12 protein-coding genes are annotated in these 17,550 nt (G+C 45.0%); all 12 read left to right on the top strand.

What is annotated here, in order from left to right:
• Window positions 1–363: 363 nt before the first annotated feature.
• A complete protein-coding gene (locus PHF32_07250) occupies window positions 364–1,254 on the top strand; it encodes a polyprenyl synthetase family protein (GenBank protein MDD4560513.1) in 891 nt (296 codons plus the stop codon).
• A 7-nt stretch (window positions 1,255–1,261) separates the two neighbouring features.
• Entirely contained in the window at window positions 1,262–2,044 is a 783-nt protein-coding gene (locus PHF32_07245) for a capsular biosynthesis protein (protein ID MDD4560512.1), read from the top strand.
• Window positions 2,037–3,014, top strand: a complete 978-nt coding sequence (locus PHF32_07240) for an NAD(P)-dependent oxidoreductase (protein ID MDD4560511.1) — start codon at window positions 2,037–2,039, stop codon at window positions 3,012–3,014. Before PHF32_07245 ends, PHF32_07240 begins: the two co-directional genes overlap by 8 nt.
• Window positions 3,014–3,853, top strand: a complete 840-nt coding sequence (locus tag PHF32_07235; GenBank protein MDD4560510.1) for a methyltransferase domain-containing protein — start codon at window positions 3,014–3,016, stop codon at window positions 3,851–3,853. Before PHF32_07240 ends, PHF32_07235 begins: the two co-directional genes overlap by 1 nt.
• Window positions 3,850–4,947, top strand: a complete 1,098-nt coding sequence (locus tag PHF32_07230) for a lysylphosphatidylglycerol synthase transmembrane domain-containing protein (GenBank protein ID MDD4560509.1) — start codon at window positions 3,850–3,852, stop codon at window positions 4,945–4,947. Before PHF32_07235 ends, PHF32_07230 begins: the two co-directional genes overlap by 4 nt.
• A complete protein-coding gene (locus tag PHF32_07225) occupies window positions 4,847–5,836 on the top strand; it encodes a MoxR family ATPase (protein ID MDD4560508.1) in 990 nt (329 codons plus the stop codon). The genes PHF32_07230 and PHF32_07225 overlap by 101 nt, the downstream gene beginning before the upstream one ends.
• A 9-nt stretch (window positions 5,837–5,845) precedes the next feature.
• A complete protein-coding gene (locus PHF32_07220; protein MDD4560507.1) occupies window positions 5,846–6,778 on the top strand; it encodes a hypothetical protein in 933 nt (310 codons plus the stop codon).
• Window positions 6,779–7,196: 418 nt separating this feature from the next.
• The gene (locus PHF32_07215) at window positions 7,197–7,379 is read left to right on the top strand and encodes a helix-turn-helix domain-containing protein (protein ID MDD4560506.1); all 183 of its coding nucleotides are present in this window, start codon (window positions 7,197–7,199) and stop codon (window positions 7,377–7,379) included.
• Between the two features lie 31 nt (window positions 7,380–7,410).
• Window positions 7,411–10,767: a helicase-related protein gene (locus tag PHF32_07210; protein MDD4560505.1), complete on the top strand. Its 3,357-nt coding sequence runs from the start codon at window positions 7,411–7,413 to the stop codon at window positions 10,765–10,767.
• Entirely contained in the window at window positions 10,758–14,294 is a 3,537-nt protein-coding gene (locus PHF32_07205; protein ID MDD4560504.1) for an Eco57I restriction-modification methylase domain-containing protein, read from the top strand. The genes PHF32_07210 and PHF32_07205 overlap by 10 nt, the downstream gene beginning before the upstream one ends.
• Window positions 14,295–14,601: 307 nt before the next feature.
• The gene (locus PHF32_07200; protein MDD4560503.1) at window positions 14,602–14,748 is read left to right on the top strand and encodes a hypothetical protein; all 147 of its coding nucleotides are present in this window, start codon (window positions 14,602–14,604) and stop codon (window positions 14,746–14,748) included.
• 120 nt (window positions 14,749–14,868) lie between these two features.
• Window positions 14,869–17,550, top strand: a 2,682-nt coding sequence (gene uvrA, locus PHF32_07195; GenBank protein MDD4560502.1) for an excinuclease ABC subunit UvrA, incomplete at its 3' end; no start/stop codon positions are given.

Here is a 17,550-nt window from a genome sequence, read left to right as displayed (position 1 = left end):
ATCGAAGAGATGGATAAATCCATATCTGCTCTAAAAGGGTATCGCAAAGCTGGATAATGACATACGAACTATTTCTCGCTAGCGACACTCCATTTTCCAAGCACTTAGGTGTAGGAAAGATTAGTCAGTTAGTATATCTCTGCTCAATGGCTTTGGATAGTGTATCGGCACAGCTTCTATGGATCCGTATAGTTATTGTACACCAAAACCCATATCCCAATCTGCGAGAGGATAGTAAACGACAGAATTAGTCTAATGCACGAAATTGAGGCAGAATCCTCTTGACAAATCTTCGGTAATGGATATAGTCGATAGCGTCAGGTGAGATACGCATATTTTTACGCTATGACAAGGGAGAAGACTTTGCTATTACAGAAGTATTTTGAGACGCGCATGCAGATGATCGACGAGGGAATTCAAACAGCTCTGACTTTCGACAAACGCTACGCGGGGCAATTGAAGGAAGCGATGGTGAAGGCCGTAGTACCAGGCGGAAAGAGATGGCGCCCTCTGTTGATGATCGCAATCTACGAGATGCTAACTGGGCTCAAAAAGAACAACAAACAGTTGCCCGATGTAGTGAAAGCAGCTTGCGCTGTGGAGTTGATCCATAATGCTGCCTTGGTACATGATGATCTTCCCAGTGTGATGAACAAGAAAGAGCGTCGTGGCTTACCTGCTATTCATCAGGAGTATGGGAATGCTGTGGCGATCCTGGTAGCAGACGCCTTATATACTTTGGCGTTTGAATTGATGGGTGAGATCAAGGATGCCAAAAAGGCCAATCTGGCAATCAGAAATCTGGCCATCAACACCAAAAGTTATGGCCTCATCGGAGGTCAGGCGATCGATCTTGCCAGCAAGCGCAAGGTGATGAAAATCAATACATTGCGTTACATCGATATGAAGAAGGTGGGATCTCTCTTACAAGCTGGAGCGGAGATTGCCTGCATCTTGGCAGGAAGCGATGAGAACACCAAGAATATCATGAGCGGGTATGCCATCAATCTGGGCATTGCTTATCAGATGATTGATGACATCGAAAAAGACTATGCCCGTGGCAGTGATGGATTAGACTTTAACGATGATTTTGTGCCGGTATCAAAAGCCAGTTATACCGGATTATTAGGCTTTGACAAAGCTCGCAAGCAAGTAGAAAACTTGCTGGAAGATTGTTCCCGCAGCATTAAACCCTTGCCAAATAATGCCGTGCTGATGGAATTTATCCAGATGATCAGTGAGAAACTGCCCTGATACGGCCATGATTGATATTCATAGCCATATATTACCGAATATCGATGACGGCTCCAATGATCCAATCAGAAGTCTGGAGCATCTGAAAGGAATGGAAGAGGGCGGCATAACGAGGGTTTACCTTACTTCTCATTACTTTCGGGGTCATTATCAATACGAACGGGATGAATATGATGCAAAGCTGAACGCTTTGCGGGATTCTGCCCGCGAAGATGGATTAAGTCTGGATTTACAGAGCGGTTTTGAGGTGTTTATCCAACCGGGAATAGTACAGGACATCCAGAACAAATGTCTGTGCCTGGGGGAGAGTAGCTTTGTTCTCATCGAAAGTGAACTCAATGGGCTCCCAAGCGATTTTTACAGTAATGTGTATCCCCTGCTGAGAGCAGGGTACAAACCCATATTGGCCCATGCCGAGCGTTACGTAAGCATCATGAAGAAACCTACCAAAGCGCAGGATCTGATCGATAGAAATATCTACATCCAAACCAATGCCGGCTCCATATTGGGGCATTATGGGGAGAAGGTGAGGCAGACTGCATGGGTTCTGCTGGAAAATGGCTGGAGCCACTTTCTGGCATCAGACGACCATGTGAAAGGGGATTATGGCACGCTGATGGAAGCCTATCAAATGGTAGCCAGCCGCATCGACGAACACACGGCAGATCTGCTCTGCAAGGAATTCCCAGCCGCTATTGCGAATGGCGACAAGATACCCTACTCCTATGTTTATGTACAACGGCCAAAGGTCAAACGTCACAGGAGTTTAATGGAGAGGATGTTTGGCTAAAGTACTCATCACAGGAACTACAGGCTTCATCGGGAAAGCGGTGCTGGCGGGTATCTTACCGCTGGAGCACGAGATTACCGCTATAGTAAGGCCAAATACACAGGCAAGGCGCTTACAAGGGATTCGGGATAAAGTAAGCGTGAAAGAGCTGGATTTGGCGAATACGGCGGCTTTGCGAGACTACCTGGCGGAATCAGATTTTGAGACCATCATCCATATCGGAGCCCTCAGAGGAGGACGTAAGGCCAGTAAAGACGAATACTATCGCAGCAACGTAAGCAGCACAGAACAGATGGCGGACTATTGCCTGAAACACAATGCCAAACTGATCTTTTGCAGTTCTGTAGGTGTGTTTGGCGCCATTCCCAATGAATTGCCCGCAAACGCTCAGACCTCCCGCAATCCGGACAACTATTATCATTATACCAAGATTGAGGCGGAAAAGATCATCGGGAGAGATGTCCTTCACGGTCTTCATGCTGCCATAATACGCCCCAGTATCACTTATGGCAGCGGGGATCATGGCTTTCCCTATCAACTGGTGAAGATGGTGGATAAATACTATTTCCCACTCATAAACAAACGCATCTGGTTGCATCTGTGCCATATCGATGCCCTGGTGGAAGCCTTCAAATGGTGTCTGCAAAACGACTTCAAATCCGGTTTGGCATGGAATGTGGCTGATCGCGACCCCGTGCAGTTGCATGCTCTGGTGAATTTTATTTCCAGGCAGTTGCACGGTAAAAACTATCCCGGTATCCTTTGTGTAGACCGCTTTTTCTTTGCTTTGGGAGAGAAAGTATCCCGCAGTCTAAAGAATGAGCTCTTTATTAGCCGCTTCGAGTTAATCTCCAAAAGCTGGTTCTACGACGTTCAAGAATACTACAACGCGATGGAGGCGATGGGGATCAAACCTCATTATAGTATTCCTGATATTCAGATCACCATCGACGACTACCGGAGACACTAATGGCAATTCCCATTATCAATGGCTGGAGAAGCTACTATCCGGTTGCCAACGAAGGGCTTGGATCATCTTATGAGAGAATGGTTCTGAATAAACTGCTCCTAGAGCTATATAAAACAAATAAATATCATAATGCACTGGAGAGTCCCTGCTTCGGATTCACCGGAATCAGCGGAATCAATCTGGTAGCTCTGGCGCAGGCTGGTTGCACAGTATATCTGGAGGATCACGAACCCGAGAGGATAGAATTGATCAAAGCAAGCTGGCAAAAGCTCAATTTGGAGCTTCAGATCAGATGCAATCCGGGTTATCGCAAGTTGGACTATCCGGATCAAGCGCTGGATTTTGCGTTCAATTTTTCCGCGATGTGGTTTGTGGAAGATCTGGCAGACTTCATCAGTGAGCTGTGCCGCGTGGTGCGGGAGCATATCCTGATCTGTGTGCCCAATCGCAGCGGATTAGGCTACAAAGGGCAATTGAAGGGCTATAGTGCAAGCAAGTACCCTCAGCTAAGACTCGCTCACATCGATCCCCAAAGTATCATCTGGTATATGCAGAAGTATGGCTGGCGCTTACTGAAACAAGATTACATCGATTGCCCGCCCTGGCCGGATATCGGCATGCCAAAAGAAGAATACCTGCGCTCGTTTTGTGGCAAAAAGGTTCTGGTTGAGTCAAAGCCGATAGATCCGGATAAAGCACTATCGATCATGCCATATTATCTGGGACAGGATCCGTATTTTGCTACACGGATGATGCGGTTTCACACTTTTGAACAGTTTGCCCCAAACTGTTTTAAGCATTTTTGGGCGCATCACCGTTATATGTTGTTTGCAAAGTGAACTTACGCAACAAAGTCTTTCTGATGATAGGCTCTATTGTAGGGCTGGGATTGATAATCCTGTGGTTCAGCTATATTCCTATTGGAGAATTGGGAGGCTATTTCAGCCGCATCCGTCCTTCCTATGTGATCTTGGCATCAATATGCTATTTGGGGGCATATTTTGTGCGTTCCTATCGTTGGAATATCATTCTACGGCACAGCAAACGAATTCCGGTTAGAGACACCTGGCTGTATGCAATGGGCGGGAATCTGATAAATTACATTATCCCCATCCGGGCAGGGGAGTTGGTCAAGACCTGGTTCATCAAGAAAAACCACAATCTGGGGATGGCACAGAGCCTGCCCTCGGTATTTATCGACAAGACCTTCGATACTCTTGCCATTTTTAGCGTGATCTTGCTGATTCCCTTTTTAACCATAGAGTTAAATCCCGCACTAAACATACTGCTTGCACTGTTGTTTTTGGTTTTCATTGTCTCCGTTGGACTGCTTTTGCTGGCAGCATGGCGCAAGGACTTGGTGTTGAAAGTATTGGGAATCTTTGTGAAGTTAAGTCCACGCAGGTTGAAGGTGCGAGTGGAGTCGTTGTTGCGTCAGTTTGTGGATGGGCTTAATCTCTTTGAGCAAGCTCCGGTGAAGCTGGTTTGGGCGGTGATACTCACCGGGATTGGGATCTTTTTGGATGGATTGTATTTCTATCTGATCTTTGCCGCTTTTAGCATTGATTTCAGCTTCTTGACAGTGCTTTTCGGATATACCCTGATTAATATGAGTTACGCTTTACCCCAACCTCCAGCGCAATTGGGCAGCAATGAATGGATGATGATCATCATCTTTAGTTTGGGATTTAATTTGACAAAGTCCAGTGCTTCGGCAATCATGGCATTTGCACACATACTTACGGCACTAATAATGGGCATAATTGGTGGAATTGCCATTGCGTATTCGGGTTTTGATGTGCTAAGAATGATCTTCAAAGGAGAGAAAATAGATGGAAAACAGTATTCAGCGGATACAGGAATTGAGCCTTGCGGTGAAGGCCTTGAAAAGCGAAATCGGCAAGGTGATAGTAGGCCAGGAACAGGTGATTGACAATGTGCTTACAGCACTATTTGCCAATGGACACGTTCTCATCGAAGGTGTACCGGGCTTGGCCAAGACTCTGATGATCTCTTCTTTGGCGCAGAGCCTTGCGCTCAGCTTTTCCCGTATACAATTTACCCCGGATCTTATGCCTTCGGACATCACCGGGTCGGACATCCTGGTTTCAGATTCAGAAACCGGCAAGAGGGGCTTTGAATACTTGAAAGGGCCGGTATTTGCAAACATCATTTTGGCAGACGAAATAAACCGCACTCCTCCTAAAACCCAATCTGCATTGTTACAAGCCATGCAGGAAAACACTATCACCAGTGGTAATAAGACATGGAGCCTGGAAAGACCGTTTATCGTAATGGCTACCCAAAATCCAATTGAACAGGAAGGTACTTATCCTCTTCCAGAAGCTCAATTGGACCGTTTTATGTTCTATATAAACATCGATTATCCCTCGTATGAGGAGGAATGTAAGATAGTGGAAAATACAACCGGCGGAGCAATTCCGCAGATCAAGGCACATTTGGATGCTGGCAGGATCATCGCCTTGCAAGAGGCCATCCGTCAGCTTCCGGTGAGTGAACATGTGTTAAAATATGCCGTCGATCTCACCCGGCGCACTCGCCCCAACAGTCCCGATGCAGATCCCGAGATAAAGCGCTGGGTAAGTTGGGGAGCTGGGCCTCGTGCTTCGCAATACTTGATTCTGGGGGCGAAAGCCGTTGCAGCTCTGAACGGGAGATTGAGTCCATCTGAAGAGGATGTGCGGCAAGTGGCGCCGATTGTATTGAAACACAGAATTCTGGTATCCTTTGCAGCAGAAGCAGAGGGGATCAATTCCTCCGAGATCGTCTCTCGCCTGATCAGGGGGAGAGGTACAGCCTAAGGAGGCTAAATGAAACGCTCGATCTCACTATTACTACTGATATTTATCAGCATTAGTTGCTTTTCAGTCGACAACCGCTTTCTCTATCCTTTGGGAATAGTGAAGGATTCTGAAGCTTTCAATATAGATGTATCCGAAAGTCAGGTGCTTACGCGTAATCAAAGGCAACTGTGGATATACAGCAGCTTCAATGCCTGGCAACCGCGCCTGGAAACTTCATACAGCTCGTTGTTTCGCATAGAAGACGTGAACTTCCAAAATGGGAACTACATCTATGTATCCAGTCGTGAACCTACCAATATGCTGAGCGTGATAGACTCATTGAATCAATTTGGTAAGATATACTTTGTGAATACATTGATCGGAGATAAGATTACCAGGGAGGGTGCAACACTATATGTGGCAGATCGTTATAGAGGAATAGATATCATAAATGTCGGTAGTGGAGGTGGTAACGACCTACTGGCGAACTTTGCTGAAAAGTGGGGTGTGAGAGACTTTATAGCGGAGTATCCCTATATCTATGCTTTAAATGATTTCGGCTTGGTTACAGTGGATATCAGGGACCTCAAGTTCCCGTTGAGTATTGCTACAAATTACCAAATCCCGGATGCACGTTATATAGCAAAGAATGGAGAATACCTTTTTGTGGCCTCCGGGAAGGACCTGTTGGTACTCTCTATCAGAGATATAGCCAAACCGATCCAAATAGGGCAGATAGGCTTGTTCAACGATATTCAGTCTCTGGCCATCAAGGATAACCGGCTCTTTGTGGCATTAGGGCAGGGCGGAGTGAAGATCCTGGATATCTCGGTACCAAATCGCATCAAGGATTTGAACACCTTCTATCCACCGTTTCCTGTGTATGATATCGCACTGGAGAACGACTACATCTATATTGCGATGGGGAAAGAAGGCTGGATGGTGTATGAATATCGCTGATAACTACTCCAAATAACTCCATTTATCCTTTGTAGATATAAACTGATACCCAAAGCTGCAAGTTGTGACACAAGGGGAAAGTGGGAATAAGACTTTGATTTACTCACAAAGGATCACTCCGTATATATTGAATACCAGACACCTAACCTCAAGCACTACAACGATTTTGTTCGAGATAAGTGGGCTAATGCCTCCTTCCCCAGACATCTGTATAAAAAAGAGGCGGAGATAGTAGAAAACAGGTTAAAAAAAGAAGATAAACACGCCATTGATAGCAGCACTCATTTCGATGATGGCCAAAACTGGTTATTGACAGAATATTCCTGCTCTTAATACTGGTTTTATCCTAATATTATCCCATTTTATACTGATTCTAATGGGGTCTTCAGATGTGATTGCATCTGGAAAGGAGCTTGTTATGGAAGACCGGTGGTTGTCAGTCGAGGAGATTAGTGTCTATCTTGGTGTTACCAAAGATACGGTCTATAAATGGCTTAGCGAGAAGAATCTCCCTGCTCATAAAGTGGGCAGGCTTTGGAAGTTCAAGAAAGAGGACGTTGATGTGTGGGTTAAAAACCAAGCAAATTCGCAAACAAGATGATGGTAGCATTCTAAAAAAGGATAAGTAGCTTATGAGCAATTTCATCACCAATAAAGGCAGTGCCCAGCTGAAGACCAGACTTGTAACTCTAATCAAGGAAAGCCAGGAGTTGAAGTTTCTGGTAGGTTTCTTCTACTTCTCCGGGATCAGTGAACTGATTGAGAGCATGAAATCTAATCCTGAACTCACACTCAAGATTCTGGTTGGTCTGAATGTGGATGCGCAAAACTATGGTTTGGTCGAATATGCTGAAAAAGCTGGCAAGAAGAGGGTAGAACGCATTGAAGACTACCATGAATCTGTTCTCAAAGCCCTCAATAACGATTTATTCGACAACGAGATATTTTACGAGCAAGCTGGTTACATATTGGATCAAATCATTGATGGCAGAATTATTATTCGCAAGACATCCAGACCCAACCATGCCAAGCTGTACCTATTCAATCTCAAAGAACATCAGGTAGTTCGCACCAACCTCTTCATCACTGGCAGCAGCAATCTCAGCAAAGCAGGCCTAACCGACCGGGAAGAATTCAACGTTGAGATATCTGATTATGGCTTTGAAGAGGCAGAGAAATACTTTGATGAGCTTTGGAGTTCTGCCATCCCGATTACTGAGACTGAAATAGAGAAAACCAGGCTGATCGACAACATTCGGGAGAAGACACTACTGAAATCCATCCATCCCTTCGATGCGTATATGTTCGTAGTAAAAACATGGCTCGATAGTTTCTATAAACAAGAATCCGGGCGCTATATCTCAATCCTGCTTGAGAAGAAGGGCTATAAGCCGTTCAAATACCAGATCGATGCCGTTACACAAGCGCTTTCCATCATCGAAGATAATGGTGGAGTCATACTGGCAGACGTGGTGGGTTTGGGTAAGTCCATCATCGCTTCGTTGATTGCTCGTAAGCTGGAAAAACGGGGAATTGTAATCTGCCCTCCCGGATTGATTGGTGACGATAGTGCTAATTCCGGATGGAAAAAATATAAAGAAGACTTTGAGCTGTATGATTGGGAGGTCCGCTCCGGGGGCGATCTGGATGGGATAATTGAGTTTATTGGCAATACCGATGGGATCGAAGTGATCATTGTGGACGAGGCACATCGTTACCGCAATAGCGGCACAGAAACCTACGAAAAATTAAAAACCATCTGCCGTGGCAGGAGTGTGATTCTGCTCACGGCAACGCCATTTAACAACTCTCCAGCAGATATCCTCTCAATGCTCAGCCTGTTTATTGTCCCCAAGAAATCCAACATTACGCTTAGCAACAACCTGGTTGATCTCTTCAGATTCTATAACTCTTTGTTTAAAGACCTCGCCTATATTCGCAAGAACTGGCAGTCCAAAGACCCGACCAAAAAAGAGGAAGCCAGAAAGAAGTACCAAGCCCTGTTTGGAGAAAAAGAGATCAATATCACCAAGGTAATCGAAAGGGCTGCCATGCTCTCCAAGCAGATTAGAGAAGTGATCGAACCAGTCACGATCAGAAGAAACAGGCTTGATCTGATCAATGACCCCGATTACCGGGACGAGGTTAAGAAGCTCTCCAAGATCGATAATCCCCAGGAGTGGTATTATCGGCTTACTCCTGAGCAATCAGATTTTTATGACCATGTGATTGATCAATATTTTACCGATAATCCAGAAAGCACCGATCGGTTCAAGGGCCCCATTTACAAGCCTTATCGCTATGAAGGCTATGATACCAGTGAGGATAAACTCAGCCGGCAAGAACAGATCGACCGTTTGAACCAGGATAACTTGTATGATATCCTGCGCAGGCAGATGGTCAAACGCTTTGAGAGCTCATTTGGAGCTTTCCGGCAGAGCATTGTCAATATTCGGGATTCTTATGAAAAAATTAAAGAGTTCATCAAGAACTCAAACGGCAGATATGTGCTGAATCGCAAGCTGATCAATAAAGTGGATAGTGATGATCCCGACCAAATCGATGAGTTGCTGCGCCAGTTCGCGGAGGAAAATAAAGACAAGGACAGCAAGAAAAACCGGATTTACGAGGTGAACAAGTTTGCCTTCAGAGAGCAGTTCTATGCCGATATTGAATCCGACATCTGTCTCTTTAACAAGATGATTGCCGAGATCGACGCCCTGGCTCTGGTGGAGAATGATCCCAAACGGTATGCCCTGCTGCAGAATGTGGAGACAGCCCTGCAAAACACACCCAACAAGGGCGAACCTGCCCCAAAACTCGTGATCTTCTCGGAGTATGCCGATACGGTCAAATACCTTGAGCCTGCCTTGAAAGAGCATTTCCCAGATCGGGTTCTGGTTATCACCGGAAGCATTGGCAAACAGCACCTGGAGGAGATCAATACTAATTTCGATGCAGCCTATCCCAAGGCCAAACAGAGGGATAGCTACGATGTGCTGTTAGCTACCGACAAGCTTTCTGAAGGCTTCAACCTCAACCGGGCTGCTATGGTTATCAATTATGACATCCCCTGGAATCCGGTGCGGGTGATCCAAAGGGTTGGGCGTATCAACCGTATCAGCAAAAAGGTCTTTAGTACCCTTCATATCACCAACTTCTTCCCCACTGAGCAAGGTGCAGATATTGTGAAAAGCCGGGAGATCGCCTCTCACAAGATGTTTATGATCCACCAAACCTTGGGTGAAGATGCTCGTATCTTCGATGCGGAAGAAGAGCCAAGCCCTGCCAAGCTCTTTGCCAAAGTGCAGACCAATCCCTATGATCTTCAGCAGGAAAGCCTCTACACCAGACTTAAGAAATTGATGCGGCAATGGGAGGAAAATTATCCTGAAAGAGTTGAAGCATTGGACGAGATGCCGATCCGCATTAAAACTGCCAAAGCTTACAGCTCTGACTCACAGGTGATGTTCATCCGCAAGGGTAAACTCTTTAGTGTAAGCCAGGATTTTACGGATGAAAACAAGCAACTCATACCCCTACCCATCGAGGAAGCACTACTTAGGATAGAATGCAGTCCGGATACTCAGCAATTGCCTCTCAGTAAGAGTTTTTGGGAGGATTATGCCATGCTCAAAGACGAAGCGGAAAAGTTCAGTTTTAAACAATCACAGCAGAGTAACTCGGTGAAGGCTTTCAACTTCCTGTCCTACCTTCTTGAGCAGGATGCAAATGAACTTGTGCCCTGGCGCGGCTTTCTGATCATGCTGAGAGATGATATCGAAAACTATGGTACTCTACCGGAATATACCCTGAAGAGCATTTGTGATTGGGAGAATGGCGGTAAACCGGATTATCACCTTATTGCCGCAGAATTGGAGAAATTAAGCAATACCCTTGGTAAGAACTACCTGAAAAAGGTAAAAGACAGCCTCAAAGCCTACGAACAGCAGGTGATCGTGGCAATAGAGAATCGGATATGGAACTAAATGCTAATATCGTAACCCCAGCCAATTTCTCCGTTGAAAAGTGGATTTCATACTTCGACACCTTTTCCGATGTGTTCATTGAGAAGCATGCCAAGGCATCAAAGTACATTAATGACGATTTCCCAGCAGTTTCCACTCTTGGTGAACTAGAGTTTGATGATGGCACAGTCTGCGATATCTTTATGCTCCAAGTTAAGCGCTCACTAACCGAGCGTGCTTCCAGAAGAAGGCAATTCGACAAAGCAACAGATATCATCAAACAGGAAAACGCTCAGGCTGGCCTCTTTATATTTTACGATGAGGCCCACTGCTTCCGCTTAAGCTTGGTTTATCCGGTCTATAAAGGCACCAAACGAGCCTTTAGCAATTATCGAAGGCATTCATTCTATGTCAGTGGGGATTTGCCAAACAAGACCTACATACTGCAGTTAAACAAGCATAAACTGAACAGCATGGGCGACCTGAAGGATGTCTTTTCTGTGGATAAGGTGTCGGCTCTGTTCTATGAAGAGTTTGAAAAGGAGTACGCCCAACTTCAGACTGGTATCAAACACCAGTTTGATAAGGATGTAAGTGATGATCTGAAAGGCAATTTTGCCTTACTCTTCGTGATCAGAATCATCTTTTTAGGCTTTGTCCAAAAGAAGGGCTGGCTGGGTGAAAATGCGAATTTTATCCGTGATTATCTTGGCACTTACAACCCCTCGATACATCAACAAGGCATCTATCAGGATCTGCTATGTCCGCTCTTTTTTACTGCCCTAAACTCAGCCCCTTCCAGTAAGAACAAATACGGCTTTCCCTATATTCCGGAGCCGTTCAAAACTCATCTTGTCACAGCCCCATACCTCAATGGGGGGCTTTTTCGCCCTCATGAGGATTACGATACAGAAGCTCTTTTCATCACTAACGAAGCTATAATTAACTTTGTAAGCTTCCTGTTTAGCTTCAATTTCACCCTGGAAGAAAACACTCTTTATGATGAGGAATTGGAGCTCAATCCAGAATTTCTGGGCATTATCTTCGAAAAGCTGATCAATAAAGCGCATGGCGCGATCTATACACCTCGGCTTGAAGTGGACTTCATGTGCCGCCTCTCTCTGGTCAAATACCTACAGCAAAACTGCCTGGCTTCCATCAGCCTGGAAAATCTGTATAAGCTATTCTTCCCCGAATATGGGGCTGAAAACGAACAAACAGCCGGTGACTTTACAGAGGAAGAGGCTCATGACTTGCTGGAGAAGCTGGAAACGGTAACGGTTTGCGATCCTGCCATTGGTTCCGGGGCCTTTGCCGTAGGAATGCTAAATGTGATTGATGAGATCGAGTGTTCTATCTATAAGCACTTCTTGCCGGATAAGCCCGTCAGCAGCCCCTATGAGCGCAAGAAACGCATTATCTTTCAATCCCTCTATGGTGTAGAAGTCAAGCAATGGGCGGTTTGGATCACCCAACTAAGGTTATGGATCACCCTGCTCATTGAAGCTGATGATAGTTTCAAACACAGTGAAGAGCCCCTATTGCCCTCCTTTGATTTCAAGATCAGGCAAGGCGATTCATTGATCCAAATGCTGGGCAGCAGTCTCTTCCCAGTATCCGGAGAAGGTATTATAGCGGCAGATATCAAACGCAAGATAAGCGATCTTGTGAAACTCAAAACTGAGTACTTCTATAACAAATGTCCCCAGCAATTGCATGAGATCGAACTGAAACACAAAGCCCTTTACACAAGTATCCTGGATAAGAGAAAGAAGGATATGATTCAGAAACTATCCAAGATGCGTGAGATGACAGAACCTGAAGTGCAAGATAGTATTTTTGAAACAAACATACAAACTGAGATTGATTTTGCTTCCAAGCAGCAGAAACGCCAGATCGCAGAGTTGGAGTTTCAGATTAATAAAGTTGATCATGAAATCAGCCAGATCAGCAACAAAAATCTGCCCTTCATTTGGAGGATTGACTTCCCGGAGATATTCATCGAAAAGGGCGGGTTTGACATTGTTATAGGTAATCCACCCTATGTGGCTCAAGAAGAGATAGAAGACCCACTCGGAAACATCAAAGACAATAAGAAATACAAAGAATTGCTAAGGCAGATGGCAAATCAAGACTTTCCCCAAGACATCCCAGAGAGTGTCATAAATGGCAAAAGTGATCTTTATACCTTCTTCTATATCAGGGGATTGCGGTTGCTGAATGATAATGGCATCCTGACCTTCATCTGCTCCAACTCTTGGCTGGATGTGGAATTTGGTGCCTGGCTGCAAAAGTACCTGCTGGAGAAATGTCAAATCCATTTCATCATCGATAACCTTGCTAAGCGGGTGTTCAAAGAAGCCGGGATCAATACCATAATTTCTCTAATAGGAGCCAGACAGAAAATGGTACGGGCAGATGACCTGATCCGCTTTGCTGCCTTCAAGCTGCCTTTTGAAAACTCTCTCTATACCGAGAACTTCCTGATGATCGAGGATGCAAAAAACAGAATAGAGATTGATGACCTTAGGATTAACCCGGTTACCAGAGAGCAGTTATCCCAGGAAGGATGGGAAAACAGCAAGGAGAATAAGTATCAAGGTTCCAAATGGGGTGGGATTTACATCAAGGCTCCTAATATCTATTTCACTATCATGGAGAAAGCTAAGGATAAAATCATAAAGCTCGGTGATATAGCCGATGTCAAATTTGGCATAAAAACAGGAGCAGATGAGTTCTTTTATATCCCCAAGTCCAATCCTTTCAACATAGAGAAGGAGTTTCTGAAACCGGTAATCAAGAGTCCAAGGGAATGCAAATCCATCCTGATCAATCCTGATGAATTGGGGCTTTGGCTCTTTGTCTGTCCTTATGAAAAACACGAGATCAAAGGAACAAATGCTTTAAAATACATCGAAATGGGCGAATCTGCCAAGAAGTACATCAAACAGGGGAAAGACCAAGGCAAGTACATTATCGGTATTCAGAACGTTTCATCGGTTCAAGGACGAAAGCATTGGTATGATCTTGGGATTAGAGAACTTCCAGGCTTGATTACCCCATCCAGTTTCGGGGATAACTTTAAGGTGTATCTCAATAATGGTGTACTCGCCAATAAAAGACTGTATGAGATTCATTACAAGTATGATTTGAGCAGATTGGCTCTCATCTTAAATTCAAGTCTGTTCTTCTTCTTCATGGAACTTTACTCAAGCACATGTCTGGGGGAAGGTCTCCTGGACAAGACGGTGTTCGAAGTTGAATCCACATACATCATTGATCCGAAGTATTTAGCTCAATGTACCGATCTCGAATCTCGCATTGATACCATAAAACATAGGGAAATCCGTAGTATTTTTCATGAGTTGCAGGTTGATCCTGAGTCCGGTTCTTTTATGAATGCCAATCCCCTACCCGATAGAAAAGCCTTAGACGAAGTAGTTTTTCGAGCTCTTGGATTGACTGACCAAGAGATTAAAGCTCTTTATGCAGGATTGTTGGAACTAACGGCTAATAGGCTAAGAAAAGCGAAAACGTTCGCAAATTAGGAGATACAAGAAGATTGTGGCGACTCACAAAGTGAATCATGCCCCGGTAGCCATTATTCATTTAGGGGAACTCACACATTCAATAAACGAATTATTTTTTTCATCACAAGGGACTTAACTAGTAGAATCCAACAATGGATACCTTATGATACATCAACCGATTACTGGCGAAATGGGAGTATTGTCTAATGACTTTGTGTTGCACCTAATGCTGTTTCGTGCAACACAATATGATTAATGAGTATTACACGCAACACAACCTATGCATCTTCATGATAGGCAGAATGTTAACAATACGGAGGAATCTATGAGTAACGGCTTACTACCAGTCAAATGCGGCAAACCGCTCAGAGTACTTGGCATTGATCTTGGAACCACAAACTCAGCGATGACCGAGATCAAGTGGCAACCTGGATCACCTCCGGAAACCAAGGTAGTCCAAATCGAGCACTAATTGCAGATTTCGTTGTTAAGTTGCAGTAGAAGCTCATATTTATGGGTGGGCTTACGCTTCGCCATTTTCATTTGACAAAGAATGGCTTTGATATTCTTTGCATTTTCAGAGGTATGAAAATTGATCAAGAAAATCGTAATTAAAGGTGCCAGTGAGCACAATCTGAAAAATATAGATTTGGAGATACCGCGGGATAAATTGGTGGTATTTACTGGGGTATCCGGAAGCGGAAAAAGCTCCCTGGCTTTTGATACTCTCTATGCCGAAGGCCAGCGGCGTTACGTGGAATCACTCTCTGCTTATGCCCGGCAATTCTTGGGGCAGATGGATAAACCCAAAGTAGATTATATCGAAGGGCTGTCTCCAGCAATCTCAATCGAACAAAAAGCCAGCAGCAAGAATCCCCGTTCCACAGTGGGAACTGTAACGGAGATATATGACTATCTGCGTGTGCTGTTTGCCCGTATCGGAGTACAACACTGTTATCAATGCGGTGCAGTAGTGGGATCGCAGACAGTGGATCAGATGGTGGATCACCTCATGCAAAACCCTCCCGGCAGCAAGTTACAAATTTTGGCACCGGTAGTTCAGAACCGCAAAGGAGAGCACAAAGAAGAGCTGGATCAACTTCGTTCCGAGGGCTTTGTTCGCGTGATGATCAATAATGTGCTGCACAATCTGGATGAAGAGATTGTTTTAGACAAAAAGAGTAAACACAGCATCGATGTGGTTGTAGACCGCTTGGTGATTAAAGATGGTGTTCAGGGCCGGATGGCGGATTCTTTGGAACTGGCATTGAAGCTGACAGATGCTGTGGTAAAGATAGACTATCCGGATCAGAAACAAGTGGAGTTGCTCTCAGCTCAAAATGCATGTGCAGAGTGTAATATCGGTTATGATGAACTGAGTCCGCAGAGCTTCTCTTTCAACAGTCCCATCGGAGCCTGTCAGGCTTGTAACGGTTTGGGCTATCGGCTGGAGTTCGATCCTGAACTGGTGGTACCAGATCCTGAACGTAGTATCATGGATGGTGCTGTGGTTCCTTGGGGGAGATTGGAGGCAAAAAAGGATAGCTGGACTCTCAATATGGCGAAAAACCTTGCCGGAGCCTATAAATTTGATCTTGATGTACCGTGGAAGGACATCCCGGAGATAGTTCAGCAACTGATTCTCTATGGCTCTGGAAACAAGAGGTTCAAAGTGGCATGGCAAAACGAGAGGGGAAAAGGGGAATTCATGATGCGTTATGAAGGGGTGATGAACCAGTTGAAACGCAGATTTCATGAAACCACATCTGAGGATATGCGTCGTTATTATATGCAATTCATCAGCGATAAAGCATGTCCGGATTGCAACGGTTATAAATTGAAACCAGCTTCCCTGGCCGTGAAAGTACAGGGGAAATCCATTGCTGAGATCACTGCTATGAGTGTGAGCCAGACATACGATTTCTTCAATAAACTGGAACTTAGCGGAAACAACAGGATTATCGCTGAAGAAGTATTGAAAGAGATCAAATCCCGCTTGGGCTTCCTGATGGCTGTGGGGCTGCATTATCTCTGCCTGGACCGGCGTTCCCCCACTTTGTCCGGGGGAGAGTCTCAGCGCATCAGATTGGCCAGCCAAATCGGATCTCAACTGGTGGGAGTGATGTATATTCTGGACGAACCCTCCATTGGCCTACATCAGCGCGATAATGCGAAATTGGTATCTATGCTCTTGCAACTGCGAGACTTGGGAAATTCGGTGATAGTAGTGGAACACGATGAAGATACTATGCGCAGTGCGGATATGATCGTGGATTTTGGCCCCCGTGCGGGTGTTTATGGCGGGCAGATCATAGCCCGCGGCAAACTGGATGATATCAAGAACAATCCGGAATCGCTTACAGGTGCGTATCTATCTGGAAGGATGAGCATTCCCATACCCCAAAAACGGCTGAAACCGGATGATCAGAAACTAAGTATCCTAGGGGCTCAACACAATAACCTCAAAGCGATAGACGCGCATATTCCCTTGGGAATGTTTGTATGTATCACTGGAGTGTCCGGTAGCGGCAAGAGTTCTCTGATCAATCAAACTCTTTCACCTTATCTGAACAACCACTTCTTTCGCTCCAATCATAAAGTCGGCAAGTTCAAAGAGATCAAGGGATTGGAACTAATAGACAAGGTTATCAATATCGATCAACAGCCCATTGGCCGCACACCAAGAAGCAATCCTTGCACCTATATCAAGTTGTTTGATCCTATCCGCAATCTCTTTGCGGAGCTGCCTGCTTCCAAGATGCGGGGATATAAATCGGGACGTTTTTCCTTCAATGTGAAGGGTGGTCGCTGTGAAGCCTGTGAAGGAGCCGGAGTACGCCAAATAGAAATGCATTTCATGGCCGATATTTATGTAACATGTGAGGTTTGTAAGGGTAAAAGATATAATAACGAGACTTTAAATGTACGCTACAAAGGGAAAAACATAGCTGAAGTCCTAGATATGGATGTTCAGGAAGCAGTGGAGTTCTTTGATTCCATACCTTCAATCAGTAAAAAACTGAAGACATTGCATGAAGTTGGCCTGGACTACATCAAACTGGGGCAACCTTCCACTACCCTTTCTGGGGGCGAAGCTCAACGCATCAAGCTATCCAAAGAGCTTAGCCGTCCCTCTACAGGGAAGACTATGTATCTTCTGGATGAGCCCACTACCGGACTACACTTCGACGATATCAACAAACTGCTGAAAGTGCTGAAGAAGCTGGTTGCGATGGGGAATACTGTGGTAGTGATCGAACATAATCTGGATGTG

Source organism: Candidatus Cloacimonadota bacterium (assembly GCA_028706475.1).
GTDB lineage: Bacteria > Cloacimonadota > Cloacimonadia > Cloacimonadales > Cloacimonadaceae > UBA5456.
Note: the sequence above shows the minus strand (reverse complement) of the source record. Positions and strands in the feature narration are given on the sequence as shown.

Bases quoted from the DNA above. Each gene is read 5' to 3' on its own strand.
- PHF32_07205 (MDD4560504.1), top strand. From the start codon at position 10,758: ATGGAACTAAATGCTAATATCGTAACCCCAGCCAATTTCTCCGTTGAA.
- PHF32_07225 (MDD4560508.1), top strand. From the start codon at position 4,847: ATGGAAAACAGTATTCAGCGGATACAGGAATTGAGCCTTGCGGTGAAG.
- PHF32_07245 (MDD4560512.1), top strand. From the start codon at position 1,262: ATGATTGATATTCATAGCCATATATTACCGAATATCGATGACGGCTCC.
- PHF32_07235 (MDD4560510.1), top strand. From the start codon at position 3,014: ATGGCAATTCCCATTATCAATGGCTGGAGAAGCTACTATCCGGTTGCC.
- PHF32_07215 (MDD4560506.1), top strand. From the start codon at position 7,197: ATGGAAGACCGGTGGTTGTCAGTCGAGGAGATTAGTGTCTATCTTGGT.
- PHF32_07210 (MDD4560505.1), top strand. From the start codon at position 7,411: ATGAGCAATTTCATCACCAATAAAGGCAGTGCCCAGCTGAAGACCAGA.
- PHF32_07220 (MDD4560507.1), top strand. From the start codon at position 5,846: ATGAAACGCTCGATCTCACTATTACTACTGATATTTATCAGCATTAGT.
- PHF32_07200 (MDD4560503.1), top strand. From the start codon at position 14,602: ATGAGTAACGGCTTACTACCAGTCAAATGCGGCAAACCGCTCAGAGTA.